Origin of the sequence: Micromonospora sp. DT233, assembly GCF_049841815.1 — a bacterium.
Classification (GTDB): domain Bacteria; phylum Actinomycetota; class Actinomycetes; order Mycobacteriales; family Micromonosporaceae; genus Micromonospora.
Map to the genome: position 1 here is coordinate 59,659 of NZ_JBNCLB010000007.1, position 24,208 is coordinate 83,866.

General features: G+C 73.2%; 26 protein-coding genes and 1 CRISPR repeat array (1 of these 27 cut by a window edge). Of the genes, 17 read left to right on the plus strand and 9 right to left on the minus strand.

Features of this window, described 5'->3' with window-relative positions; genetic code table 11:
• Positions 1-50: 50 nt before the first annotated feature.
• The 6 genes from ACLQ2V_RS17305 to ACLQ2V_RS17330 all read left to right on the plus strand — a co-directional run bounded on the left by ACLQ2V_RS17305 (position 51) and on the right by ACLQ2V_RS17330 (position 5,917).
• A complete protein-coding gene (locus ACLQ2V_RS17305) occupies positions 51-1,319 on the plus strand; it encodes a M20 metallopeptidase family protein (RefSeq protein WP_425719525.1) in 1,269 nt (422 codons plus the stop codon).
• Complete coding sequence (locus ACLQ2V_RS17310) at positions 1,316-2,317, plus strand: Gfo/Idh/MocA family protein (protein ID WP_425719526.1); 1,002 nt, start codon at positions 1,316-1,318, stop codon at positions 2,315-2,317. Before ACLQ2V_RS17305 ends, ACLQ2V_RS17310 begins: the two co-directional genes overlap by 4 nt.
• 16 nt (positions 2,318-2,333) lie before the next feature.
• Positions 2,334-3,632, plus strand: coding sequence for an ABC transporter substrate-binding protein (locus ACLQ2V_RS17315; protein ID WP_425719527.1), 1,299 nt, complete (start codon positions 2,334-2,336; stop codon positions 3,630-3,632).
• Positions 3,633-3,697: 65 nt separating this feature from the next.
• Positions 3,698-4,666, plus strand: a complete 969-nt coding sequence (locus ACLQ2V_RS17320) for a carbohydrate ABC transporter permease (RefSeq protein WP_425719528.1) — start codon at positions 3,698-3,700, stop codon at positions 4,664-4,666.
• Positions 4,663-5,496 carry a carbohydrate ABC transporter permease gene (locus tag ACLQ2V_RS17325; protein ID WP_425719529.1) on the plus strand — a complete coding sequence of 278 codons (834 nt, stop codon included), beginning with the start codon at positions 4,663-4,665 and terminating at the stop codon, positions 5,494-5,496. The genes ACLQ2V_RS17320 and ACLQ2V_RS17325 overlap by 4 nt, the downstream gene beginning before the upstream one ends.
• A 67-nt stretch (positions 5,497-5,563) precedes the next feature.
• Positions 5,564-5,917 (plus strand): L-rhamnose mutarotase, encoded by a 354-nt coding sequence (locus ACLQ2V_RS17330; protein ID WP_425719530.1) that lies wholly within the window; start codon positions 5,564-5,566, stop codon positions 5,915-5,917.
• Between the two features lie 122 nt (positions 5,918-6,039).
• Here the strand turns inward: ACLQ2V_RS17330 and ACLQ2V_RS17335 are convergent, their stop codons facing one another.
• Positions 6,040-7,170: a mandelate racemase/muconate lactonizing enzyme family protein gene (locus ACLQ2V_RS17335; protein ID WP_425719531.1), complete on the minus strand. Its 1,131-nt coding sequence runs from the start codon at positions 7,168-7,170 to the stop codon at positions 6,040-6,042.
• Between the two features lie 131 nt (positions 7,171-7,301).
• Here ACLQ2V_RS17335 and ACLQ2V_RS17340 point away from each other — a divergent pair, with 131 nt between their 5' ends.
• The 7 genes from ACLQ2V_RS17340 to ACLQ2V_RS17370 all read left to right on the plus strand — a co-directional run bounded on the left by ACLQ2V_RS17340 (position 7,302) and on the right by ACLQ2V_RS17370 (position 14,166).
• Positions 7,302-8,243: a thiamine pyrophosphate-dependent dehydrogenase E1 component subunit alpha gene (locus ACLQ2V_RS17340; protein ID WP_425719532.1), complete on the plus strand. Its 942-nt coding sequence runs from the start codon at positions 7,302-7,304 to the stop codon at positions 8,241-8,243.
• Positions 8,236-9,216, plus strand: coding sequence for an alpha-ketoacid dehydrogenase subunit beta (locus tag ACLQ2V_RS17345; protein WP_425719533.1), 981 nt, complete (start codon positions 8,236-8,238; stop codon positions 9,214-9,216). The genes ACLQ2V_RS17340 and ACLQ2V_RS17345 overlap by 8 nt, the downstream gene beginning before the upstream one ends.
• Positions 9,213-10,055 carry an SDR family NAD(P)-dependent oxidoreductase gene (locus tag ACLQ2V_RS17350; protein WP_425719534.1) on the plus strand — a complete coding sequence of 281 codons (843 nt, stop codon included), beginning with the start codon at positions 9,213-9,215 and terminating at the stop codon, positions 10,053-10,055. Before ACLQ2V_RS17345 ends, ACLQ2V_RS17350 begins: the two co-directional genes overlap by 4 nt.
• A gap of 46 nt (positions 10,056-10,101) precedes the next feature.
• Complete coding sequence (locus tag ACLQ2V_RS17355; protein ID WP_425719535.1) at positions 10,102-11,424, plus strand: hypothetical protein; 1,323 nt, start codon at positions 10,102-10,104, stop codon at positions 11,422-11,424.
• A complete protein-coding gene (locus tag ACLQ2V_RS17360; protein ID WP_425719536.1) occupies positions 11,421-11,732 on the plus strand; it encodes a YciI family protein in 312 nt (103 codons plus the stop codon). The genes ACLQ2V_RS17355 and ACLQ2V_RS17360 overlap by 4 nt, the downstream gene beginning before the upstream one ends.
• Positions 11,732-13,315 (plus strand): hypothetical protein, encoded by a 1,584-nt coding sequence (locus ACLQ2V_RS17365; RefSeq protein WP_425719537.1) that lies wholly within the window; start codon positions 11,732-11,734, stop codon positions 13,313-13,315. Before ACLQ2V_RS17360 ends, ACLQ2V_RS17365 begins: the two co-directional genes overlap by 1 nt.
• A gap of 581 nt (positions 13,316-13,896) precedes the next feature.
• A complete protein-coding gene (locus ACLQ2V_RS17370; protein WP_425719538.1) occupies positions 13,897-14,166 on the plus strand; it encodes a GlsB/YeaQ/YmgE family stress response membrane protein in 270 nt (89 codons plus the stop codon).
• A gap of 54 nt (positions 14,167-14,220) precedes the next feature.
• On the opposite strand, the gene ACLQ2V_RS17375 is transcribed toward ACLQ2V_RS17370, so the two are convergent.
• The 4 genes from ACLQ2V_RS17375 to ACLQ2V_RS17390 are packed head-to-tail and all read right to left on the minus strand — an operon-like array spanning position 14,221 to position 18,238.
• Positions 14,221-15,024 carry a lysoplasmalogenase gene (locus ACLQ2V_RS17375; protein ID WP_425719539.1) on the minus strand — a complete coding sequence of 268 codons (804 nt, stop codon included), beginning with the start codon at positions 15,022-15,024 and terminating at the stop codon, positions 14,221-14,223.
• A complete protein-coding gene (locus tag ACLQ2V_RS17380) occupies positions 15,021-15,848 on the minus strand; it encodes a sterol desaturase family protein (protein WP_425719540.1) in 828 nt (275 codons plus the stop codon). Before ACLQ2V_RS17380 ends, ACLQ2V_RS17375 begins: the two co-directional genes overlap by 4 nt.
• The gene (locus ACLQ2V_RS17385) at positions 15,845-16,606 is read right to left on the minus strand and encodes a FadR/GntR family transcriptional regulator (RefSeq protein WP_425719541.1); all 762 of its coding nucleotides are present in this window, start codon (positions 16,604-16,606) and stop codon (positions 15,845-15,847) included. Before ACLQ2V_RS17385 ends, ACLQ2V_RS17380 begins: the two co-directional genes overlap by 4 nt.
• A 33-nt stretch (positions 16,607-16,639) precedes the next feature.
• Complete coding sequence (locus ACLQ2V_RS17390) at positions 16,640-18,238, minus strand: NAD(P)/FAD-dependent oxidoreductase (RefSeq protein WP_425719542.1); 1,599 nt, start codon at positions 18,236-18,238, stop codon at positions 16,640-16,642.
• Between the two features lie 203 nt (positions 18,239-18,441).
• On the opposite strand from ACLQ2V_RS17390, the gene ACLQ2V_RS17395 reads away from it, so the two are divergent.
• The 3 genes from ACLQ2V_RS17395 (at position 18,442) to ACLQ2V_RS17405 (ending at position 20,992) form a co-directional block, all read left to right on the plus strand.
• Positions 18,442-19,842 (plus strand): hypothetical protein, encoded by a 1,401-nt coding sequence (locus tag ACLQ2V_RS17395; RefSeq protein WP_425719543.1) that lies wholly within the window; start codon positions 18,442-18,444, stop codon positions 19,840-19,842.
• Between the two features lie 102 nt (positions 19,843-19,944).
• Positions 19,945-20,280: a hypothetical protein gene (locus tag ACLQ2V_RS17400; protein ID WP_425719544.1), complete on the plus strand. Its 336-nt coding sequence runs from the start codon at positions 19,945-19,947 to the stop codon at positions 20,278-20,280.
• An 88-nt stretch (positions 20,281-20,368) separates the two neighbouring features.
• Positions 20,369-20,992, plus strand: coding sequence for a lipoprotein (locus ACLQ2V_RS17405; protein ID WP_425719545.1), 624 nt, complete (start codon positions 20,369-20,371; stop codon positions 20,990-20,992).
• A gap of 79 nt (positions 20,993-21,071) precedes the next feature.
• Here ACLQ2V_RS17405 and ACLQ2V_RS17410 read toward each other — a convergent pair whose 3' ends face one another.
• From ACLQ2V_RS17410 to ACLQ2V_RS17425, 4 genes are read right to left on the minus strand one after another with little or no spacing between them, the layout of a single operon-like run.
• Positions 21,072-22,271, minus strand: a complete 1,200-nt coding sequence (locus tag ACLQ2V_RS17410) for a helix-turn-helix domain-containing protein (RefSeq protein WP_425719546.1) — start codon at positions 22,269-22,271, stop codon at positions 21,072-21,074.
• Entirely contained in the window at positions 22,258-22,440 is a 183-nt protein-coding gene (locus tag ACLQ2V_RS17415; protein ID WP_425719547.1) for a hypothetical protein, read from the minus strand. The genes ACLQ2V_RS17410 and ACLQ2V_RS17415 overlap by 14 nt, the downstream gene beginning before the upstream one ends.
• Positions 22,437-22,769: a hypothetical protein gene (locus ACLQ2V_RS17420; RefSeq protein ID WP_425719548.1), complete on the minus strand. Its 333-nt coding sequence runs from the start codon at positions 22,767-22,769 to the stop codon at positions 22,437-22,439. Before ACLQ2V_RS17420 ends, ACLQ2V_RS17415 begins: the two co-directional genes overlap by 4 nt.
• Complete coding sequence (locus ACLQ2V_RS17425) at positions 22,762-23,208, minus strand: DivIVA domain-containing protein (protein ID WP_425719549.1); 447 nt, start codon at positions 23,206-23,208, stop codon at positions 22,762-22,764. The genes ACLQ2V_RS17420 and ACLQ2V_RS17425 overlap by 8 nt, the downstream gene beginning before the upstream one ends.
• Before the next feature lie 199 nt (positions 23,209-23,407).
• Here ACLQ2V_RS17425 and ACLQ2V_RS17430 point away from each other — a divergent pair, with 199 nt between their 5' ends.
• On the plus strand, positions 23,408-23,635 hold the full coding sequence (locus tag ACLQ2V_RS17430; RefSeq protein ID WP_425719550.1) for a GntR family transcriptional regulator: 228 nt from the start codon (positions 23,408-23,410) through the stop codon (positions 23,633-23,635).
• 153 nt (positions 23,636-23,788) lie between these two features.
• A CRISPR array of direct repeats spans positions 23,789-24,208; the repeat unit is 37 nt; unit sequence GCTGCGCCCGGCCTTCGGGTCGGGCGAGGATCGCAAC; it runs 1,748 nt beyond the window's last position.

The window sequence follows — 24,208 nt, forward strand, 5'->3', positions numbered from 1 at the left end:
TCTTGTCTCAATTAGGTCCGGATTAGCGGTCGCAGGCGAGGGGTGGACGGGTGGCGCAGGCGCACGAGGATGTCGACGGCGATCTGGTGCGACTGCGCCGGCAGCTCCATCAACACCCGGAGCTGCGCTTCGGCGAGAGCCGGACGGCGGCGACGCTCGCCGGGAGGCTCGCTCCGATCGCCCGCGTCCACTCCGGAATCGCCGGCACCGGCCTCATGGTCGAGATCGAAGGGCGTGCCCCCGGCCGCTCAGTTTTGCTTCGGGCCGATATGGACGCCTATCCGGTCCAGGACGCCAAGGAGGTGCCCTGGGCGTCGGGCAACCCGGGCGTCTGCCACGCCTGCGGCCACGACGTGCACATGACCGTCGTGTACGGCGTCGCCGCCCGGCTCGCGGCCGACCCACCCGCCCACGGCTCGGTGACCCTGCTGTACCAGCCCGCCGAGGAGATCCCGTTCGGCGAGACGTCCGGGGCCGCCGCGATGCTGGCCGACGCGGCGCTGCGCGACCGGCGCTTCGACGCCGTCCTCGGCCTGCACTGCTGGCCAGACCTGCCGGTGGGCACCGTCGGGGTGGACCGGGCCACCGCGATGGCGGCGAAGGACGCCTTCCGCATCGAGGTGCTCGGCCGGGCCGCGCACGCCGCGACCCCCGCCCTGGGCCGCGACGCCATCCTCGGCCTGGCCGGCATCGTCAACCTGCTGCACGCCGGGGTGGCCCGCGCCCGCAACCCGCACGAGCTGGTCGCCTTCAACATCGGCACGATCGCCGGTGGGGCCAGCCAGAGCCAGGTCGCCGAGCGGGCGGAGGCCACCGGCACCCTGCGTACCCACGACGAGACCACCCGTGCCCGGCTCAAGGCGGTCATCGAGCGCATCGCCCACGCCCAGGCCGACGCGCTCGAGCTGAGCGTGCGCTTCACCTGGGCCAACGAGATGCCACCGGTGCGCAACGCCGCGCCGCTGGTGGCCCTGGCGCACGCCGAGCTGCCCGCCGTGGTGCAGGTCGCCGACCTGACCGAGCCGCCGCTGACCACCGACGATTTCGCCCTGCTCGGCGCGCTCGGCCCCAGCCTGTACGTGAAGCTCGGCGTCACCGGCGAGCGGGGCGGCGCACCGCTGCACTCCGGCGCCTTCGACGTCGACGAACGCTGCGTCGGCGTGGGCGTGGCCGCCCTGGAACGCCTCACCCGGGCGGTCCTCGCCGGCCACCTCACCGCCCCGGCTGAGGCCGCCGCCACCATCGCCGGGACCGCCGACACCGCAGGGTCCGCCCCCACCGCCGGGTCCGTCGCCGACGTACGGGCGGTCGGGGCATGAGCCGCCCGTCGGTCGCGGTGATCGGCGCCGGGGCGTTCGGCGTGCGGCACCTGGCCGCGTACCGGTCGCTCGGGGTGCCGGTGCGGGCCCTGGTCGAGCCGGACGCCGCGACCCGGCGGCGCGTCGCCGCCGCGCACGACGTGCCCGAGACGTACGCCGACGTGGCCGAACTGCTGGCCGCCGGAGCGCCGGACGCCGCGAGCGTCTGCGTGCCCGGCCCGGTGCACCGCCCGGTCGCCGTGGACCTGCTCACCGCCGGGGTGCCGGTGCTGGTGGAGAAGCCGCTGGCCGCCACCGTCGCCGACGCCGCCGCCATCGTCGCCGCCGCGCAGCGCACCGGCGTGCTCTGCCAGCCGGGGCACATCCTGCGCCACAGCGCCCCGCACCGGGCCCTGCACACCGCGGTCCGCGCCGGCCGCCTCGGCGACGTGCTCGCCGTCTCCTCCCGCCGCGACCGGCCCCGCACGCTGAGCCGGCTCTTCCCCCGCGAGCACCCCGCGCTGCTCACCGCCGTGCACGACATCGACCTGGCCCTCTGGTACGCCGCAGCGCCCGTCGTCGAGGTCCGCGCGACGGCCCGGACCCGGCCCGGATCGGCGACCCCGGTCCTGGTCTGGGCGGAGCTGCGGCACGCCAACGACGTCGTGTCGTCGATCCGCAACAGCTACCTGCTGCCCGAGCACACCCCCAACCACGCCTGCGACCTGGTCGAGGTCTACGGCACCGACGGGGTCGCCCACGTCGACCTCGGCCACCCCACCCTGCTGGTGCAGGGCGAGCAGACCGAGGCCCCCGACTGGTTGCTCTCCCCGGTCGACGGCGGCGGCGCGCTCGCCGCCGAACTGCGGCACTTCCTCGGCCAGCTCGACGGCACCGAACCGACGCCGGTCGTCCCGCTCGCCGACGGCCTGCACGTGGTGCGGGTCGCCGAGGCCGTCGTCGACAGCGCCACCGCCGGCGGCACCCCCCGCCGCATCCCCCCGAACCCCCACTTCTGACAGGAGTCACCCCCTGATGTTCAGACGGAGATTGGCCGGCGTCCTCGCCGCCGGCATGGCCGCCGCCGCGCTGCTGACCGGCTGCGGTGGCGGCGACGACGCCGCCGACGGCCCGGTCACCCTGAAGGTGCTGACCTGGGAACCGGGCGGCACCGAGTACTGGAAGCAGGTCAAGAGCACCTTCGAGGCCGGGCACCCGAACATCAAGCTCGAGATGCAGTCGGTCCCGTTCGACAAGTACCCCGAGGTGCAGGGCCCCTACATCACCTCGCAGTCGGGGCCGGACGTGATGGCCAACAACGCCGGGCTGGAGCTGTTCGACCGGCGCGGGGCGTACGTGCCGTTGGGGGCCAAGGCCGCCGAGATCAACAAAGACCTGGTCACCTACAGCGGCGCGTGCGAGGGCTTCGACACCGCCAAGGACTGCTACGGCGTGCCCTTCTCCTACCAGGGCAACGTCATGTACTACAACAAGGACGTCCTGAAGGCCGCCGGGCTGGACCCGGAGCAGCCCCCGGCGACCTGGGCCGACTTCGACGCCGCCTGCGCGGCGGTGAAGAAGTCCGGCAAGACCTGCCTGGCGCTGGGGCTGTCCGGCACCTTCCCGGCGTACTGGGACTTCCCCGAGATCGCCCGAAACTATCTCACCGAGGACGACATCCGGGCCCTGCTGGCCGGCAAGCTGTCCTGGAAGGACCCGAAGCTCGTCGCGGTCCTGGGCAAGCTCGCCGAGATCACCACCAAGGGCTGGACGAACAAGAACGCCCCGTCGATCACCATGCTCCCCGACGGCGCCGACATCTTCCAGCGCGGCGACGCCGCGTTCGCCGGCACCATCATCTCCGACGCGGTGAACTGGGAGGCGTTCGGCAAGGCCCTCGGCGACGACAAGCTCGGCGTCACCCGGTGGCCGGCCATCGACCCGGCCGCGCCGCTGGCGCAGAAGTTCTCCGGCATCGAGGGTGCCGTCTACGGCGTCACCCAGTGGAGCGAGAAGAAGCAGGCCGGCCTCGAGTTCATCAGCTGGCTGGCCGGCAAGGAGAACGGCGAGCTCTGGGTGCGCCACGGCAAGGGCCAGCCGCTGAACAAGAACGTCGACAAGGCGCTGCTGCCGACCTCCCCGGCCTTCCAGAAGATCCAGGAAATGGTCGCCCAGCCGACCCTGCACGCCGGGGTGATGCTCTCCGGCCCCGAGGCCGACGCCCTGGCCCGTGGCTGGCAGCAGGTCACCCTCGGCCAGCTCACCGTCGACAAGTGGGCCGAGCAGATGCAGCAGGCGCTGGAGCGCAGCCCCACGAAGAAGCAGACCAAGTAGCACTTCCCGGGCGGGGCGACGCCCTGTGTCGCCCCGCCCGGCCAGCCCCGGGGAGAGGAACCCTGATGACGATCTCCACCGCGCCGGTGTCGGAGCCGGTGGCCGGCGACACCCCGCCCGCGCGCCCCGCGCCGGCCCGCCGCCCGAGGCGACCCGGGCGGGTCCGGGAGTGGTGGCTCGGCGCCGCGCTGGTGCTGCCCGCCCTGGTGCTGGCCGTGCTGTTCAAGCTGGTGCCCCTGGTACGCGGGGTGATCACCAGCCTCGAGTCGTCCAGCGGGTTCGGCGGCGGCGAGTTCGCCGGGGCCGACAACTACACCCGGATGCTCGACGACCCGATGGTGCTCACCAGCTTCCGCAACGCCCTGCTGGTGGTGGCCACCCTGCCCGTGTGGATCGTGGTCCCGCTGATCCTGGCGCTGCTGATCCACCAGCGCTCGCCGGGGTGGAAGTTTTTCCGGGCCGTCTACTTCGTCCCGTACACCATCGCGCCGATCGTCGTCGGCATCATGTTCCGGCAGATCCTCGCCCCCGACGGACCGCTGAACGCCATGCTGCGCGGCGTCGGCCTGGAGCCGCTGGCGCTGGAGTGGCTCAACGGCCGCTACACCGCGCTCTTCTCGCTGGTGGCGGTCGCCCTGTGGAGCATGTTCGGCCTCGGCGTGATGACCTACCTGGCGGGGCTCTCCACCATCCCCGAGGAGACGCTGGAGGCGGCCCGCCTCGACGGCGCCGGGTTCTTCCGGCAGCTCTGGTCGGTGGTCGTGCCGAGCCTGCGCCCGACCGTGGCGTACTGGAGCGTGCTCTGCGCCTCCGGCGTGCTGATCTGGCTCTTCCCGCTGATCTACGCGCTGACCCAGGGTGGGCCGGGCGACGCCACCATGCTCCCCGAGTACCTGGTCTTCCTCACCACCTTCCAGTTCCTGGACCGCGGCTACGGCTCGGCCATCGGCATCGCCCTGTTCTGCTTCGTCGCCGTGCTGTCGATCTTCAGCGTGCGGCACATGTTCACCGAGGGGACGCGTAAGCCACGATGAAGTCGCGCCACTCCGCCCGCCCCGGGCGCTACCTGCTGACCTTCGCGCTGGTCGTGGTCGCCGTCGCGGCGCTCTACCCGCTGCTGTTCACCATCGTCAGCTCGCTGAAGACGCAGTCCGGCTTCGCCGCCGACCCGCTGGGCCTGCCCGGCGGGATCACCCTGGACAACTACCTCGAGGCGTTCCGCCGGATGAACATGCCCCGGCTGCTGCTCAACTCGCTGATCACCACCCTCGGCGGGCTGATCCTGTCGGTGCTGGCCGCGCTGCTGGTCGCGTACGCGGTGACCAAGCTGCGGTTCCGGGGCGGCAAGATGGTCTTCCTGCTGATCATCATCACGCTGACCATCCCCAGCCAGGCGATCATCTACCCGCTCTACCAGACCGTGCTCGACCTGGGCATGTCCGGGGAATACCAGGGCCTGATCCTGGCGTACGCCGCGTTCGGGCTGCCGCTGGGCACCTACCAGCTCGCCGGGTACTTCCAGCAGATCCCCGACGAGCTGATCGAGGCGGCCCGGGTCGACGGGGCGGGGCACCTGACCATCCTGTTCCGGCTGCTCGCCCCGATCGCCACCCCCGCCCTGGCGGCGCTGGCCATCTTCAACTTCGTCTGGATGTGGAACGACCTGCTGCTGCCCCTGGTCATCATGGGCGGCTCGGACAGCAAGACGCTGATGGTCGGCGTCTCCCTGCTCAGTGGCCAGTACGACGTGTCGGTGCCGCTGGTCAGCGCCGGCCTGATCGTGGCGCTGCTGCCGGTGCTGATCATCTACCTGGTCTTCCAGCGGCAACTCGTCTCCGGCGCGCTCGCCGGCTCCGGCAAGTGAGCACCGCCGGCCGTCCGACGGGGTCGGCGGTCGGCGGGCCGCCCGGACCGTCCCCGGCGGGCGCGCGGTGAGTGCGTCCGCCGGGCCGGGGGAGCAGGTCTGCCACCTGTACCGGCTGCGCCCCGGCGCGCAGGCCGAGTACGAGCGCCGCCACGCCGAGGTCTGGCCGGAGCTGACCAAAATGCTCGACGAGGCGGGGATCTACGACTACGCCATCTACCGGCGCGACACGCTGCTGATCTGCGTGCTGCGTACCCGCTGGGGTTTCGCCCGCGCGGGCGCGGTCACCAGCGGCGCGGACGTGCAGGCCCGCTGGACGGCGTCGCTGGCGCACCTCTTCGCCGAGATCGCCGACGCCGACGGCGAGCCGCTCTGGGCGCACCGCGTCTTCCACCACCCCGGCGCCTCCGACGAACCATGACGGAGTTGCCCGCCAGACCTTGGACTCCTCCTGTCCCCCGGCGACGGCAGGCATCCAAGGTCGCGCTAACCGCGACGCACCCGGCGGGAACCTCCCTGCCGGGTGCGTCGCGGTCGGTGTCGTCAGACCGCGTACGCCACGGAGCCGTCGGCGCGCAGCGGGATGCGGGTCAGCGGGCGGCCGGTCAGGTCCAGCGGGGTGGGGTCGGTCAGGTCGAGGGTGACGCCCAGCCCGGGGTCCTGCGGCACCGGCAGGAACCCGCCCTCGCGGCGCACGCAGGCGCGCACCGGCCCGTCGGCGAGCCGGTCGTCCACGGGGGAGTACTCCTGGGTGACGAAGTTCGGGATGACCGTGTCGAGCTGCACCGAGGCCATGGTCAGCAGCGGGCCGAGGCAGTTGTGGGTGACCACGGCCGCGTGGTGCGCCTCGGCCAGCGCGGCGATCTTGCGGGCGTGGCTGAGCCCGCCGGCCAGGCCGATGTCGGGGCGCACGTACTGCGCGCCGCCCTGGGCCAGCAGCTCCTTGAACTCCCAGATGGTGTGCAGCCGCTCCCCGTTGGCCATCGGCACCTCGGGCGCGCGGCGGGCCACCTCGGCCTGGCTGCTGACGCTGTCGATCTGGATCGGATCCTCCACCAGCAGCGGAAGGTGCCGGGCCAGCGCGGGCACCACCGCCGCGGCCTGCAACGGAGTGAGCTTGCGGTGCAGCTCGATGAGCAGGTCGACGTCCGGGCCGACGGTGTCGCGTACGGCCGCCGTGGTGGCCTCGGTCTCGGCGACCAGGCGGGCCTGGGAGAGGTCGCCGTGGTTGCCCGGCAGCGGGTCGAACTTCACGGCGGTGAAGCCGTCGGCGACGGCGGCGGCGGCCTCTGCGGCGAGGGCCTCCGCGCCGGTGCCGCCGAGCAGCAGGTGCAGCCGGATGCGGTCGCGCACCCGCCCGCCGAGCAGCTGCCACACGGGCACGCCGAGCCGTTTGCCCAGCAGGTCCCACAGGGCCAGGTCGACGGCGGAGACGGCGGCGGTGAGCACGGAGCCCCGGAACGGGCCCATCCGGTAGAGGTGGTGCCAGTGGTGCTCGATGCGGCCCGGGTCCGCGCCGAGCAGGTAGGGCCGGAACGTCTCCACCACCGCGTGCACCGCGCCGGGGTAGCCCCAGCAGGCGGACTGGCCGACCCCGGTCAGCCCGTCGGACGCGCGCAGCGCGACGAAGTGGGCGTCGCCGCGCACCACCGACTGCACCTCGGCGATCTCCATACCTGCCCCCAAAATTAGAGACCAATAACGGCCACAAACTTGCTTCCGCACTCTTCCATAGCCCTGTACTGCTGGTCTAGGCTCCTCAACCAACGAGTCTGAATAGGGCTCAATTATCTCTAGGGGGTGTGATGGGTCTGCCGGACGACTACCGCGCCATGGCCCGGATCCGCCGGTTCGAGGAGCGGCTGGCCGCCCTCAAGGACGCCGGCGAGATCCCGGGCTCGATCCACCTGTGCAACGGCCAGGAGGCCATCCCGGTCGGCGCGAGCCGCGCGCTGCGCGACGGCGACCACGTCACCGCGACCTACCGGGGCCACGGCTGGGCCATCGCCCGCGGCGTCGACCTCGCCGCCCTCTACGCCGAGATGATGGGACGCGACTCGGCGCTCTGCGGCGGCCGGGCCGCCTCGCCGTACCTGTCGGACCCGGCGCGCTGGTTCGTCGGCGAGAACTCCATCGTGGGTGCCGGGGTGCCCATCGCCTGCGGCGCGGCGCTCAGCGCCCAGCGCACCGGCAGCGGGGCCGTCTCGGTCGTCAGCATCGGCGACGGCGCGATGAACCAGGGCAACGTGCACGAGGCGCTCAACATGGCCGCCGTGCTCGACCTGCCGCTGGTGCTGGTGGTGGAGAACAACGTCTACTCCGAGATGTCCCGCATCTCCGACATGGTCCGGGTGCGGCAGCTCGCCGAGCGTGCCCCCGCCTACGGGGTGCCCGGCCACACCGTCGACGGCAACGACCCCGACGCCGTCTACGAGGCCGTCGCCGAGGCCGTCGACCGGGCCCGCGAGGGCTCCGGCCCGTCCATCGTGGAGGCCATGACCGAGCGCCTCGTCGGCCACTACAGCGGCGACGCCCAGCACTACCGCCCGGCCGGCGAGATCGCCGCCGCCCGGCTGCGCGAGCCGCTGGCCCGCGTCCGCGCCGCCGCCGCCGCCGACGCCGAGCTGACCGCCCGGCTCGACGCCATCGACGCCGAGGTGACCGCCGAGATCGAGGCCGCCGTCACCGCCGCCCGCGCCGTGCCCACCCCGGACCCGGCGACCGCCAAGGAGCACGTCTATGTCTGAGTCGCTGCGCTACATCCAGGCCGTCAACGCGGCGCTGACCTGGGCCCTGGACACCCGCCCCGACACCGTCTACTTCGGCGAGGACGTCGCCCTGCCCGGCGGGCCGTTCGGCGCCACCAAGGGGCTGCACAAGCGGTTCGGCTCCGACCGCATCTTCGACACCCCGATCTCCGAGACCGGCTTCCTCGGCATGGCCCTCGGCGCGGCCATGACCGGCCTGCGCCCCATCGCCGAGATCATGTACGCCGACTTCTCGTTCGTGGCGATGGACCAGATCGTCAACCAGATCGCCACCATCCACTACTCCAGCGCCGGCCGCTGGAAGGCCCCGCTGGTGATCCGGATGCAGCAGGGCTACTCGCCCGGCGCCTGCGCCCAGCACTCCCACTCCCCGGAGGCGTACTTCGCCCACACCGCCGGGCTGCGGGTGGCGCTGCCGGCCACCCCCGACGACGCGTACCAGATGCTGCGCACCGCCGTCGTCAGCGACGACCCGGTGGTCGTCGCCGAGGCCCGGATGCTCTACCCCAACCGGGGCCCGGTGCGCACCGACGCCCCGGTGGAGGACATCGGCGGTGCCCGGGTGCTGCGCCCCGGCGGCGACGTCACCGTCGTGGCCTGGTCCCGGATGGTCTCCGCGTCACTGGACGCCGCCGCCACCCTCGCCGAGGAGGGCATCGACGTCGAGGTCATCGACCTGCGCTGGCTCAACCCCCTCGACTTCGACACCGTCGCCGCCTCGGTGGCCCGCACCGGCCGCCTCGTCGTCGCCCACGAGGCCAACCTCACCGGCGGCTTCGGCGCGGAGATCGCCGCCCGCGCCGCCGGCGAATGCTTCGCCGACCTGCGCGCCCCGGTCGCCCGGGTCGCCGCCCCGGACGTACCGATGCCCGCCGCGCCCGCCCTGCAGGCCGTCGTGGTCCCCGAGGCGGCGACCGTCGCCGACGCGGTCCGCCGAACGGTCCGCGCGTGAGCGACACCAACCCGCCGCCCCCCGAATCCCCGGCCGCCGGCCCGGCACCGAGCGGTGGCACCCCGCTCGCCGGGCCGCCGGTCGGTGGCACCCCGCCGGCCGGCCTGCTGGCCGGCCGGCGGGTGGTCGTCGTCGGCGGCGCGTCCGGCATCGGCCGGGCCACCGCGCGGGCCGCCGCCCAGGCCGGCGCGGCCGTCGCCGTCCTCGACGCCGACGCCCCCGGCGCGCACGCCGCCGCCGCCGAGCTGCGCGCCACCGGGGCGCGGGCCTGCGCCCGAGGCGTGGACGTCACCGTCGAGGCCGAGGTCGCCGACGCCCTCGACGCCGCCGCCGCCGAACTCGGCGGCGTCGACGCGGTCCTGCACGTCGCGGGGATCATGCGCGGCCAGGGCCTCGACGTACGCGACGTGCCGCTGGAACTCTGGACGCGGGTCATCGCCGTCAACCTCACCGGCCCGTTCCTGGTCGCCAAGCACGCCGCCCGGCACCTCACCGGCGGCGACGGGGTGCTGCTGCTGGTCGGCTCCAAGGCGGGCGTGCAGAGCGGCTCCGGCTCGGTACCCTACGGCGCTAGTAAGGGAGGGTTGCACGGTCTGGCGCTCACACTGGCCCGACAGCTCGGTCCACAGGGGATCCGTGTGCACGCGCTCTGCCCCGGCGACATCGACACGCCGCTGATGCGACGGTCGCTGGACGAGGCGCGGGCCAACGGCACCGACGGCGGGCGGGTCGCCGCCATCGAGGCCGCGCTCGGCCGCCCCGAGGACGTGGCCTCGGCGCTGGTGCTGCTGGCGTCCCCGGTCAGCGCCGGCATCGCCGGCACCGTCTGCACCGGCTGAGCACCCCACCCACCAGGCCAGCGGCGCACAACGTGGAGGCAGCATCGTGATCGGGATCATCGGCCCGGAGGACTCGATCCAACTCGTCCGGGAGGTGGCCGCCGCCGACGGCCGCGCGGAGTCGGTCACCACCCGCGCGTACACCCGGCCCGAGCAGGCCCCCGCGCTCGCCCGCGAGCTCGACGAGGTCTGCCAGGTGCTGCTCTTCACCGGCCGCATCCCGTACGCCTTCGCCACCGCCGCCGACGAGCTGCGCGCCGAGATCGACTACGTGCCGCACGCCGGCCTCGACCTGTACCGGACGCTGTCGCGGATGCTGCTGGCCACCGGCGGGAAGCTGCCCCGGGTCAGCGTGGACACCATCGACGGCGACACCGTCCGGGAGACGTACCACGACATCGAGGTGCCCCCGCCCACCGAGATCCTCCCCATCGCCGACGCCGACGGGCTGCTCTTCTCCGGCCTCGACGAGATCACCGCCTACCACCGCGAACGGTACGCCTCCGGCGCGGTCGAGGCGTGCCTGACCTGCCTCGGCGCGGTGCACCGCGACCTCGCCGAGGCAGGGGTGCCGGTGTGGCGCGTCGAGCACACCCGCGCCTCCGTGCGCGACGCGCTGCGCCGGGCCTGGCTCGCCGCCGAGGTACGCCAGTCCCGGGGCACCCAGATCGCCGTCATGATGATCGACCTGAGCACGTCGGCCCCCCGCACCCAGGACCCCTACCAGGCCGAACGGCAACGGCTGCGGGTCCGCGAGGCCCTGCTCGAACACGCCGAACGAATGCGCGGCCGACTCGCCACCGTGGACGACCGCACCCTGCTGATCACCACCACCCGGGGCACCGTGGAGAACGCCATCGCCCGCCACCGCGACGGGCACGCCTCCCTGCTCACCCTGCGCGGCGTCGACGGGGAGCACGCCGTCGGCTTCGGCGCCGGCCCCACCATCGCCGCCGCCGAGGACAACGCCCGCAAGGCCCTCGCCCTCGGCCGGCACAGCGGCGACACCCACGTGGTCTTCCCCGACGGGGAGGTCTACTCCAGCCGGGAGACCGCCGTGCGGCCCCGCCTGCGCGAGACCGGCCCCGGCGTGCTGCGGGTCTCCGAGCAGCTGGGCATCGGGCCGCTGTCGACCCGGCGGCTGCTGGAGGCCCTGCACCAGCTGGACCCCGACCAGGTCACCGCCCGGGGCCTGGCCGACGCGTACGGGGTGGAGGCGCGAAGCGCCCGCCGCCTGCTCAAGGCGCTGCGTGCCGCCGGCTTCGCCGAGGAGGTCGGCGTGCACGTCAGCACCGGCGCCGGCCGCCCGCAGGCCGTCTACCGGGTGGCCATGCAGCGCCTCCTCGGCGCCATCGGAGCCGAGGCGTGACCGGGTCGCTGACGTTCGAGCCCACGTACCTGGTCACCGCCGCCTTCGCCGCCGACGCCGCCGCCCGCCGCGAACCCCACCGGGCCGCGCACCTGGCGCACGTGCGCGCCCTGCTGGCCGACGGCACCGCCCTGATCGCCGGGGCGCACGCCGACCTCAGCGCCTCCGTGCTGGTGCTGCGGGCCGCCGACGCCGACGCCGCCCGCGCCCACGCCCAACGAGACCCCTACTGGCGGCACGGGGTGTGGACCACGCTCGACGTGGTCGCCTACCTCGCCGCCACCGACCAGACCATCGGGAGGACATGATGTCGTCGTACCGCCAGGTTCCCGGCGTGCGGGTGCTCGGGGCCGAACACGCCCCGTTCGCCGCCGACCTGCTCCGCGCGGCGTGGGGCGACGGCGGGGCAGACGCCCTGCCGATCCGCCTCGCCGTCGACCCGGCGCTACCCGAGGGCGGCCACCGCGTCGACGTGCCCGAACGGGGAGAGCTGCGGCTCACCGGCGACCCCTTCGCCGGCCTGATCCACGCCGCCCGCCGGCTGATCGCCTCCGCCACCCCCGCCGGCCTGCCCGTCGGCGCGTACGCCACCGCCCCCGGCCTGACCCTGCGCACCCTCTGGACCTGGGACCACTCGACCAACTGGGACACCCGCCAGCTCGGCCAGCAGGAGATCGGCGCGCTCAACCCGTACGCGAAGTCCGCCGACGCGTTCGGCGCGGACTACCGGCGGCTGGTCGACTTCTGCAGCCGCGAACGCATCGGCGGCATCGTCGTCTACGGGCTGCTCCGCGACGCCCACGGCGGCGTCGACGCCGCCCGCGACCTGTGCGAGTACGCCAACGCCCGGGGCGTGCGGATCATCGCCGGGGTCGGCATCAACGCCTACGGCGGCATCTACTTCGACGGCCGGCACCGCTACAACCTGGCCACCTGGCTGCGCCAACGCCCCGACCTCGCCGCCGAGCTGCCGAAGAAGGTCGGCTTCGACATCGACGAGTTCGGCGACCTGCACTTCCCGGCCAGCGAGTACATGATGGCCGCCTGCCCCTCCCAGCCCGACAACCTGGCCTGGCACCGCGACGCCATCGACTGGCTGCTCGACACCCTCCCCGTCGGGGGGATCAACTTCGAGACCGGCGACTACGGCAGCTGCGCCTGCGCCCGCTGCACCAACCGCACCGGGGGCGAACGCACCTCCTGGTCGTACGAGGCGATGCGCTCGGTCTACCCGACGCTGCTGGACACCGCCCGCCGCACCGGCCCGGCCGGGGTGCCGCTGCGCCACCTCGTCGAGGTCTACTGGGACAACATCTTCGACCTGGACGCCCAGAAGCCCCTCGCCGACCTGCCCGACGACGTCGCCTACCAGTACTGCGTCAACCGCGGCTTCTGGTACGACCAGCGCGACGGCCTGACCGCCGAACACGTCGCCCGGCTGCCGCACAGCACCAACGTGCTGCGCACCCACGCCGGGTCACAATGGAACCGGCAGCGCCACTCCTGGGTCCCCGAGATGTACGCCGACATGGCCACCCGCTCCGGGGCCGCCGGCATGAACGGGCTCACCATCTTCGCCGAGCCCTCCGCGTACCACCCGACCAACGAGATCAGCTACCTGGCGTACGCCCGGTTCTCCTGGGACCCGCAGCTGCCCTGGGCGGACTTCTGGCGCGACGAGGTGGCCCCCCGCTTCGGCGGCTCGGCCGAGGCCGAGGCGTTCCGCGACGGCGCGGCCCTGCTCGACGACCCGACGGCCGACGGCGCGGCCCTGACCGCCGTGCGCGGCGACGCCCTGGCCATGGTCGCGGCCAGCAGCGGCGAGGTGCAGCGCCGCTGGCTCTGGCTGGCCGAACGCTCCGCCCGCCACGCCTACGCAACCACCGCCTGACAGCTCGACCGCATTCCTGGGGCTGGGGTGACGCTCCCGGGCCTCCCCGGTTGGGGTGGCGCTCCGCCGGGGCGCGCTCCTGGCTGGGGCGGCGCCTCCGCCGGGGTGGCGTGCCTGCGGGGCGGCCTGTCCTTCGGGAGGGCGCGTGACCAGCAGAGACGGCGTGTTCTTCTGGCGCGGCATGTCCTGTCGCGGGCCCTTTGGAGCTGAGTCGTTTGCGACATCGCCGCGCGTGATTCGTTGCCGACATCAGCTCCAAAGGGTCCGCGACAACGAGGTCCTGCCCATGAACCTCGGCGGTCCGGGACGGTGCCCAGCCGTCACCCAAGTGCCTCGCAGGGCCGAGGGTGGCTGGACGGCGAGGGCGGCTGAGGTGGGCGGAAGGTTCTCGCCGCGCCCGGTCGTCGGGCCTCGCCGTGCCAGCGCCGGGCCAGCCGCGTGCGAACTGGCCGCCGCGTTGCTGGACGACATGACGGTTCGGTGACGAAACTCCTGGTGGAGGCCGTTGCAGGTTTGATCGACCAGGCAGTCCGGGTAGACCGGAGTCGCAGACGACGAACTCTTGGAAGGAACGGCCCAACGTGGAAGTTACCGGAATTATCACCGCCATCGTCATCGGTCTGATCATCGGCGCGCTGGGCCGGCTGGTGGTGCCGGGCAAGCAGACCATCCCGATCTGGCTGACACTCGTGATCGGTGTGGTGGCCGCACTCCTCGGCACCCTGGTGGCCAGCCTCTTCGGGGTGGACGACACCAGCGGTATCGACTGGATTGAGCTGCTTATCCAGGTCGTCTTCGCCGCGATCGGCGTGTCGATCGTCGCGGGGATGTACGGCCGCCGCCGGCACTGACCTCGCCCAACCCGATGGCCCGCCTCCGATTCACGGGGCGGGCCATCGCGCTGTTCACGACTCGGCGCGATCGCCCGCCGATGCGACCCGCACCTTGCCCGCGCCCGCACCCCTGCTGCGGCCCCGGTCTTCGTCCCGGCCCGGGGCGTCGGCCGTCGCCCAGGCGGTGGTGAGCAGCAGCAGCGCCGCGATGTAGGTGCTCATCACCAGCAGGCCGTGGCCGGGCAACCGGGTGCCGGCCGCGTCCACGCCGATCAGCAGGTCGGAGACGAGGAAGAGCGCCCCGCCGACCGCCGCGCGGGCCGAGACGCCGGCTGCGGCGGCGGCCATCAGGCAGAGGGCGAGGCTGTAGCCGAGCACGGGCAGCCGCAGGTCGCCGAGCGGGCCCCAGAGCACGACGTTGGCCAACGCCCAGAGCACGAGGTAGCCGCCCAGCACCGGCAGCGGCGGTCGACGATGCCGGGTGAACGCCACGATGAAGCTGATCTGGGCACCGAGGAAGAGCCCCATCCCGACCAGGAACGCCGGCTCGCCGGAGAGCAGCAGCGCCACGTCGCCGCCGGTGGCGAAGACCAGCCCCAACGCGAACCCGTCGAAGCGCCGGCCGGAACGCGATCGGCTCGAGGACGGTCGGCCGGAGCCCAGTCGGTCGGGGCGCGGGCGGCCCGAGCGCAGCAGCCAGAGCAGCAGCAGCGGGGCGAGCAGCGGCTTGGCCAGCCACTGCAGGACGATGTTGTCCGTGGCGACGCCGACGAGCTCGACGACGGCGGCCACGCCGAAGGGCACCAGGCCGAGCGGGGTCAGGCCGGCGGGGACCAGGCCGGCGGGGGTCAGGCGGGCGGGGAGCAGGCGTCTCATCGGGCGGGCTGCCAGCCGGGGCGGCCGAAGACGTGGCCGAGCCGATGCCGCCAGGACGCCGCCGAACGCACGTCGGCCCAGATCGCCCCGTACTCGTGGGTCGCCACCCGCAGCGGGTGGTAGGTGGCGATGTTCGTGGTCAGCCCGTACCGGGCGGGGGCGCGCTCCGGCGCGAAGGTGCCGAAGAGCCGGTCCCAGACGATCAAGATGCCTCCGTAGTTGCGGTCCAGGTACTCGGCGTTCACGCCGTGGTGGACCCGGTGATGGGACGGGGTGTTGAAGATCCACTCGATCGGCCGGGGCAGCGTCCGGATCCGCTCGGTGTGCAGGAAGAACTGGTAGAACAGGCTCACCGACTGCTGGAGGAAGATCATCCACGGGGGGATGCCGAGCAGGGCCAGGACCAGCCAGTACGGCAGCGTGGTCATCGGCGTCCAGCTCTGCCGCAGCGCGGTCGAGAGGTTGTAGAACGTGCTGGAGTGGTGCACCACGTGCCCGGCCCAGAGCACCCGTACCTCGTGGTGGGTGCGGTGGAACCAGTAGTAGACCAGGTCGTCGGCGAAGAAGAGCAGCACCCACGTCCAGACGCTGCTGGGGGAGAGCTGGACCGGGGCGACCGTCCACGCCGCCGCGTAGAGGCCGATGGTGAGCAGCTTCCAGGGCACGCCGATCACCTGGCTGCCGGCGCCCATGGTGAGGCTGGTGGTGGCGTCGCGCAGCTCGTAGCCGCGTTCGTCGTCGTCGGGGGCGAACCGGTACGACAGCGCCTCCACGACGATGAGCAGCAGAAACGCGGGTACGGCGTAGAGCACGGCGGGGATCATGCTCGACATTCCCTTCCGGCCGGGGCGGCCGTGGAGGACAGGGCGGGGACGGTGGATATGGAAGGGGCAGGGGTGAGGGTGGCGGTGAGCAGGGCGCGGGCCTGCTCGGCTGCGGCGTCGCCCCGCCCGGCGGCCACCGCCTCGGCGAGCCGGCGGTGCCCGGCCACGTCGAGCAGCTCGGCGGCGTACCGCTCGGGGGGCACCTCGCCGACGGCGAACGCGCCCGCCACCAGGCTGTTGAAACCCAGCAGGTACGCCGTGTTGGCCGAGCCGCGCACCACGTGCCGCCACAGCACGATGCTCGCCTCGGCCATCCGGGGCAGGTCGGGCGCGAGAGCGGCGTACTCCTCGGTGGCCCGCAGGACGGTCTCCCGGGTCGCCGCGTCGGCCCGCTCGGCGCAGAGCCGCGCCGCGTCGACGCCGACGCAGGCCCGCATCTCCAGCATGTCCCGCACGAGCGTGTCGACCGGCAGCACGTCACCGGAGCGGACCAGCGACAGCGCCAGGTCGAGCCCGGCGTGCACCCGCCAGTCCAACACCCGGGTCGCGCCGCCCTGACTCACCTGCACCAGGCCGAGCTGCTGCAACCGGCGCAGCGCCTCCCGGACGGCATGCCGGTTCACCGAGCAGGCGGTGGCCAGCTCCCGCTCGCCGGGCAGGGTGGCCCCGGGCCGGTACGCGCCGCTGACGACCGCGTCGCGCAGCTGCCCGAAGACGTGGTCGGCGACGGAGTTGCGGGGGACCGGCACGAACACCATGCGGTGCAGTGTGGTCCCGGCCACATCAACCCGTCAACTGGTTGGACCAGTCGCCGAATCCGCCGCCGACCCGCCGGGGCGTACCCCTGCCGTGGCCCTGGTCGGGCGGGCGGCGGCCAGCGGGCGGGCCGGGACGACGGGGGCGTCGCGGCCCGTGCCGCGCCGGCCGTCGCCCGGGGTGGCGCGCTGCTCGTGGTAGTCCTGCTCGACGTTGACCGACCAGACGTCGTGGCCGCTGCCGTGGGCGATGTTCTCCGCGGTGAGCATCGCCGTCAGCATGGAATGGTCCTGGTTGTTGTAGCGGTGCATCCCGTTGCGCCCGACGGGGTGCAGGTTGGGCGTCTCCCGCGCCAACCAGCCCCGGATCACGTCGACGTTGTGCTGGTAGCGCTCGTCGTAGACCGGGTACGCCTTCGGCATCCGCACCACGTGCCCGGCCTCGACCACGCCCGCCGCGACCAGACCGAGCTGCTCCAACTCGGCGGTGGCCAACCGGACCAGCTCATCATCGGAGCGGCACCACATCTCGTCGTCCTCGAAGACGAAGTATTCCAGCCCCAGGCAGGTGCGACCGTCCTTGACCAGGTACGGCGACCAGGAGCCGAAGTTCTGGATCCGCCCCACCCGCACCGCCGGGTCGTGCACGTAGATCCAGTTGTCCGGGAAGGAGAACTCCGCCGGCACCACCAGCGCCACGGTGAGGAAGTCCCGGTAGCGCAGGTCCGCCGCGCAGGCCAGCACATCCGGCGGGGGCGGCGGGTCCAGCACCGCCACCAGCTCCGAGATCGGCATCGAGGAGACCACGTGCGCCGCCGCCTCCCGCCGCCGGCCGCCGGGCCCGTCGACGGTCACCCCGACGACCTTGCGGGTACGCGGGTCGCGGTGCACGGCGGTCACCCCCGTGCGCAGGTGCACCTCGCCGCCCCGGTCGACCACCCGTTCGGCGCAGCGCTCCCACATCATGCCCGGCCCGAACTTCGGGTACTGGAACTCCTCGATCAGGCTGGTCACGTCCTTGCGGTTGCGCCGGGGCAGCAGCGCGTCGACGATCGCCCGCGACAGCGACAGGTTCTTGATCCGCTGCGCCGCCCAGTCCGCCTGCAACTGGTCGGCCGGCATCCCCCAGACCTTCTCCGTGTACGTCTTGAAGAAGATCGAATACAGCCGCCAGCCGAAGCGCGCCGACACCCAGCCCTCGAAGTGCGACTGGTCCTTCGGCGGGCGCAACCGGGCCCGCCCGTACGACCCGACGCAGCGCACCGCCTCCCGGATGCCCAGGTTGCGCAGCGCGTTCATCGCGCTCAACGGGTAGTCGTAGAGCGCACCCCGGTAGAAGATCCGGCTCATCCTCGGCCGGAGCAGGAAGTCCTCGTCGGGCAGGATCTCGTGCCAGAACGCCTCCACCCGGGAGACCTTCGTGAAGAACCGGTGCCCGCCGATGTCGAAGCGCCACCCGTCGCGCTCCACGGTGCGGCTGATCCCGCCGACGACCTGGTCGGCCTCGTAGACCCGCACCGCCTCGCCGTGCCGCAGCAGCTCGTACGCCGCCGTCAAGCCGGCCGGCCCCGCCCCGACGACCACCGTCCCCGCGCCCGTTTCTGCCCCTGATCCTGCCCCCGGTGCTGCACCCATTCCCGCCCCGCCCCCCGCTGGTCGCCCGTCGCGCCATTGCGCCCGTCCCGCCCCACACCCCCCATTTCACCCCGTCTTGCCCCAAGATCCGCGCATCTTCAGGGAACATGCTGCCTGGGCGCGCCGCGAGACAGCATCTTCGGTGAAGATGTTCGGATCTTGCCGGGGCGCGGGGGCGGGGAGACGAGTCGGGGGATCGGCGGATGGGTGAGGGGCGGAGGGTGGGCGACGAGCCGCTGCCCGCACTACGGGGCGCCGCGGGACCGGGCCGGGCGGACCGGGGCGAGGGCGAGGCGGAACCGGGCCGGGCGGGCCGGGGCGAGGCGGGGGAGAGGCGGGCGGACCAGGGCGAGGCGGGCGAGGGCGAGGGCGGGGCTGGGCGCTTCGGGCGGGCGGTGGCGGCAGTGCGGGCGGGGCCCATAGGGCGGGCGGGGCCCGTCGGGCGGGCGGTGGGGCGGGTGCCGGCGCACTGGCGGTACGTGCTCGCCGTCTTCGTCGGCTCCAAGATCGTGCTGTCGCTGGTCGGGGTGATCGCCCTGACCGCCTGGGAGGGCGTCCCCGGTGCGCCGCCGGCCGACGAGACGGGGATGCGCACCCAGCAGGACGAGATCTCGGGGCAGCGCTGGCTCTCCCTCTGGTTCGCCTGGGACTCCTTCCTCTACGACCACCTGGCCCGGAGGCCGCTCACCGGGGAGTGGCACGACTTCGGGTTCCCGCTGCTCTACCCGTTCCTCGCCCGGCCCGTCGGGGCCATCCTGGGCGGGAACACCGCCCTGGCGCTGCTGCTGGTCGCCAACGTGGCGTTCCTGCTCCAGCTCTACTTCGCGTACCGGCTGGGGGAGCGGTTGGGCGGCGACGACGCGGCGGCCCGGCGGTTCGTGCGGTACCTGCTGCTGCTGCCCGCCGCGTTCCTGTTCCAGGCGGCGCTGACCGAGTCGCTCTTCCTCTGCCTCACCCTGGCCGCCTTCTACTACGCCGAACGGCGGCAGTGGCTGCTCGTCGGCGTGATCGGCTACTTCCTCGGGCTCAGCCGCTCCGTCGGCTTCCTGGTGGCCGTGCCGCTGGCCCTGGTGCTGCTGCGCCAGCACGGGTACCGGCTCGCGCCCCGGGCACTGCTGCGGTACGCGCGCCTCGGCTGGCCGCTGGCGCTGCTGCCGGCCGGGTGGCTGACGTTCATGGCGTTCTGCCGGTGGAAGGGCGGGGGCTGGTTCGCCTACAAGCACGCCCAGGAGCAGGGCTGGGCGATCAGCGTGCAGAACCCCTTCGCCGTGGCGTACCACGGTCTGACCGGCGGCACCGACGCCGACGCCGCGCGGGTCTGGCTGGCGGTGGCGGTCGTGGCGGTGACCGTCGCCGGGTTCCGCCGCGCCGAGCTGCCCTACCTGGTCTACACCCTGATCATGGTGCTGGTGCCGCTGTCGATGGGACCGCCGGTCTACAAGAGCCTGCTGCGCTACCTGCTCGCCGTGTTCCCGGTCGCACTGGTGCTGGCCCGATGGGCCGGGCGCGCTACGGTCGACACCTGGCTCACCGCCGCCCTGGCCCTGCTCCAGGGCACTTTGTTCGTGGTCTGGTTGACCTACTGGACCCATTTCATCATCTGATGCCTGGCGGCCGGTGTGATCAACCCGAAACCTGGGAAGAGGTTTTAGCCCGCCCGTCTGCGGTCAAGTCCCAGGGGAAGCAGACGACGAGAGGGGACCCGCGTGTCCAGCACACCGCAGCACCGGTCCAGTCATGACGCGGCGGTTCCGAGCGACGTGACCGACCTGCTGCTCTGGCGACTGGCGTACGACGTCGCCGCCGCCCACCAGCCCGACGAGTCCGGCCGCTGCCCCAACCTGCTCTGCAATCACCAGCCGGCCCCCTGCGAGGCACTGACCAACGCCGAGCGCGCCATGGCACTGGCCTCCGGTGGCACCGACGCCGCCGCGCGGCAGCCGCACAGCCAGCAGCAGCCCATGCAGCGGTCGACCGCCGCGCCGGCCCAGCCCGGACAGGACACCGGCACCGAGCGCCGCGCCACTCGCCAGGCCGCCTGACGACCACGGCCCCCGGCCCTCCCTCCGGTGCGTTAGCATCCGTCGGCCGCGGCACCGGCCGCGCGTACCACGACGGGGGCCACGACAGATGTTCCGACGGGCGGCCGTGCTGGCCGCAGCACTCACCCTCACCACGATCACCGGCTGCGCCGAGCAGGCCACCACGCCCGCAGCCGCGCCTTCGGCCGGCACGGGCGGGTCGCCGGTCGCGGCCGGCGCACCCTGGCACGACGACGTCGCCCCGGCGGCGGCCGACATCACCGTCGGCCCGAAGGGCAGCGCCTGCCCGCTGCCGATGACCTTCTCGATGCCGGCCGACTGGAAGGTCAAGTCGGCCAAGGCCACCGGCTTCAAGGCCGGCCCCGCCCTGCTGCTCTGCGAGATCGACGCCAAGCCCGCCGGGAACATCGGCTTCCTGCGGGTCTGGCGCATCGAGGGCGCCGCCCCGGCGAACCCCCAGGCCACGGTGGACGCCTTCCTCGCCGAGTACAGCAAGAAGGCCACCGACCAGCAGTACCGCCCGACCAAGGCCGGCCAGGTGGACTCGACCGAGGCGACCTGGGTCGAGGAGGAGGCCCGCAAGCGGGCGATCGTCATCCCCGCCGAGGGCGGCACGATGATGCTCACCCTCGGCGGCCTGGACGACGAGGAGTTCGAGGAGATGCTCCCGGCGTACCAGCTCGCCAAGTCCAGCGTGAGCCTGCCGAAGTGACCGACCGGGCGTCCGGCCGGCCCACGCCCGCCGGACGCCCGCCGTTCTCGGCACCCGATCCCTCACCCTGGCGGCGCGCTCAGCACCCGATCCCGACGGCCGTGGCCAGCGCCGCCACGTCGGCCGGCACCGGCCCGCTCCGCGCCAGGGCGACGATCACCGTACGCGCCGCCGGCCGCAACCGGACCTCGGCCGGCGCGATCCGGTCCGCCTGCACCAGCGCCCGTCCCGCCCGCAGCGGGTCACCCACCAGCAGGTACGCGCGTGCGGCGTCGAGCAGGTATGCGGCGCGGTGCTCGGCGGGCAGCCGCCGCCACTGCGCCGAGGCGAGCACCGCGGCGTGCCGGGTGACCGCCTCCTGCCCCTCGCCCAACTCGACTGCGGTGGCGACCCGGGCCAGCGCCACGGCGGTGGCCCCGAACCCCGTCCGGTACGCGTCGTCGGCGCTCACCCGATCGGCGGCCCCGGCGGCCTGATCCAGCAGCTCGCGTACCCCGCCGAGGTCGGCGCAACCGGCGGCGGCATGGGCGGCCTCGACCAGCAGCGCCCCGCGCAGCGCCTGTGTTGCCTGGTCGGCCGGACGGTGGTCGGCAAGCCGGTGCGCGGCCGGGACGGTGACGGCCAGGGCGAGCGGTGGGCGGCCGAGGGCGCGCAACGCCTGCCCGAGCGGCAGCGCGGCGAGCGCGGCCAACGGCGCGTCGCCGGCCGCGACGGTCATCGCCCGGTCAGCCACCAGCCAACCGAGGTCGGCCTCGCCGAGCTTCACCAGCACGGATGCGGTGATCCGGTACGCCTGCACCAGCGGCAGCCGCGCCGCCCGGTCGTCGGCGTCGGCGGCGTGGATGCGCTGGGCGTCGCCGAGCAGGTCCGGCAGCGACCGCAGCAGCCGGGGGTAGTCGGCGTGTTCGTAGGCCGACCAGGCGTGCCCGATCCGGCCGTCCAGCTCGCGCGCGGAGGGCACCTGACTGCCGGGCTCGGCGGGGGTGGGGTGGTAGCGGGCGAGGGCGGCCCGTACCCCGTCTACCCCGGCCGCGACGGTCGTGGCGGTGGTGGTGGCCGGTGGGGTGGGGCGGCCGAGCAGTAGCGGGGGGTCGACGCGCAGCACGGCGGCGACTTCGGCGATGACGGAGAACCTGTCGAGGGTACGGATGCCGCGTTCGACCTTGTCGACCCAGCTCTTGGACTTGCCGAGCTGGTCGGCGAGCATCTGTTGGGTCATGCCGCGTCGGGCGCGCAGTCGGGCGACACGGCGGCCAATGGGCAGGTCAGGGTTGGTCACGCCGCCACCTCCGGTCGGGTAGGGCTCGGGTGGTGTCGTCCAGCGGCAGCCGGTCGGCCTCGGCCTGGGCGAGCAGACGTCGGCGGGCCGCTTCCCGCTCGGCCTCCTGCGCCCGCTCGGCATCCTCGGCTTGCCGACTTCGGGCTGAGGGCTTGTCGGTGTCCTTCATGTGGTCCTGCCTTCTGGTGGGGTCTGCGTCGCCGCTGGGGCGACGGTCTTGAGCTGTTGGGTCGGCGGGTGCTCCTGGACCGCTGTCGGGTCCGGCGGGCGGGCGCACCAGCCGAGGAAGCGATCGGTCAGGTCGGCGGTGGTCGCATCGCTGATCTCCTGCTGGGCGTCACTTAGGTACGCGCTCAGGTAGCGGACGAGTGCCGGGAGGTTGCCCTGGCACAGCTCCCTGAGCTGGTGCTTTCGGGTCGGGCAGGGCCAGGGGGCGTCGCAGGCAATGCAGCGCCAACCCGGCCGTGAGGGGCCGTGCAGCGCCGGGTAGTCAGTCATCGCCCGGCCCGTCTCCGGGCTGGCGGTGGTGGTTGCCTTGTCGTTGGCCGGCGTAGAGGGGCCACATGGGCGGGCGTCGGTGTTCGGCGCGGGGGCGTTGCGCCCATGGGTCGGGTGGTTGGCGGTGTTGCGCGCGTAGTTCCGTCAGCGCGTTCCGGTGGTGGCGGGCCTCGTCGCGGGCGGCGACGACCTCCCGGTAGAGGGCGTCCATGGCGGCCTCGACCCGTCGCAGGAAGGTGCGGACCGCCGCCGGGTCAAGGCCACGCCGCCCGAAGCGGGTCAGGGGAAAGTCCTGCCAGCGGATCTCGGCCGGCGTCAGCAAGGTCTGCCTGGACTGGTGGACCGCGCCGCCCTTGGTGGTTGCGCTGCGGTCCTGGTGGATGCCGGCGAAACGTCGCTCGTTCAGGACCCGGTTGGGCAGTTCTGCCCCTTGTTCCATGTGCCTCCGTCCTGCGCTGTCGACGCCTTGGCGTTCATGCCGGTTGCTTGCGGATGTGCTGTGACGATCCCGCGTCAGACGCCAGCCAGGGCGGGACCGCTTGGCTCAATCTAGGTCACTGTATGACCTAGGTCAATCACTGCGCGGAGTCTGCCCGCGAGTCGTGATCTAATCGCCGGGCCAGCCAGGGAGAGACCGCATGCCCATACCAATGTCGTCGCGGCAGATCGCAGACGACCTGACCGCCCGTATCAATGCTCGGGAGTACCAGCCCGGCACCAAGCTGCCGTCGCTGCGGGAGCTGTCTGACCTGTACTCGGTCAGCGTCTCGACGATCCAGCGTGCGTTGGAACTGACCCGCGAGCGAGGGCTCACGGTCGGTCGTGCCGGTAGCGGGGTGTATGTGGTGGACGAGCCGCCAGCGTAGAAGCCGCCTCCTTGGGATGTTGATCTAGGAACCCTTAGTGAACGCGGATGTCTGAGGGGGTTCCGAACTGCCGAATGCGGATGATGCGGGCAAATTGGGCTTCGGTTGAGTCGAGAAGGCGTCGACTGGTTGCTATCTTGGCTGATCAGGAATGCTGCGCCCGGCCTTCGGGTCGGGCGAGGATCGCAACACCAAGGCCAACCGGCTGCACCGCCCGGGGTGGGAACTGCGCCCGGCCTTCGGGTCGGGCGAGGATCGCAACGCGGCGATCGCGGCCATGGTCGACCTGACCCCCGCCGAGCTGCGCCCGGCCTTCGGGTCGGGCGAGGATCGCAACTCCGGGGCCGGGTCCGGGTCGGGCTTGACCGACTCGCTGCGCCCGGCCTTCGGGTCGGGCGAGGATCGCAACAAGGGTGCCGGTCAATGGATTGAGTAATGAATAGCCTGCTGCGCCCGGCCTTCGGGTCGGGCGAGGATCGCAACGTCTGGTGACCGGGTGGACTGGTCGAAGGCGGGAAGGCTGCGCCCGGCCTTCGGGTCGGGCGAGGATCGCAACGTTGACCGGCGGGCGGC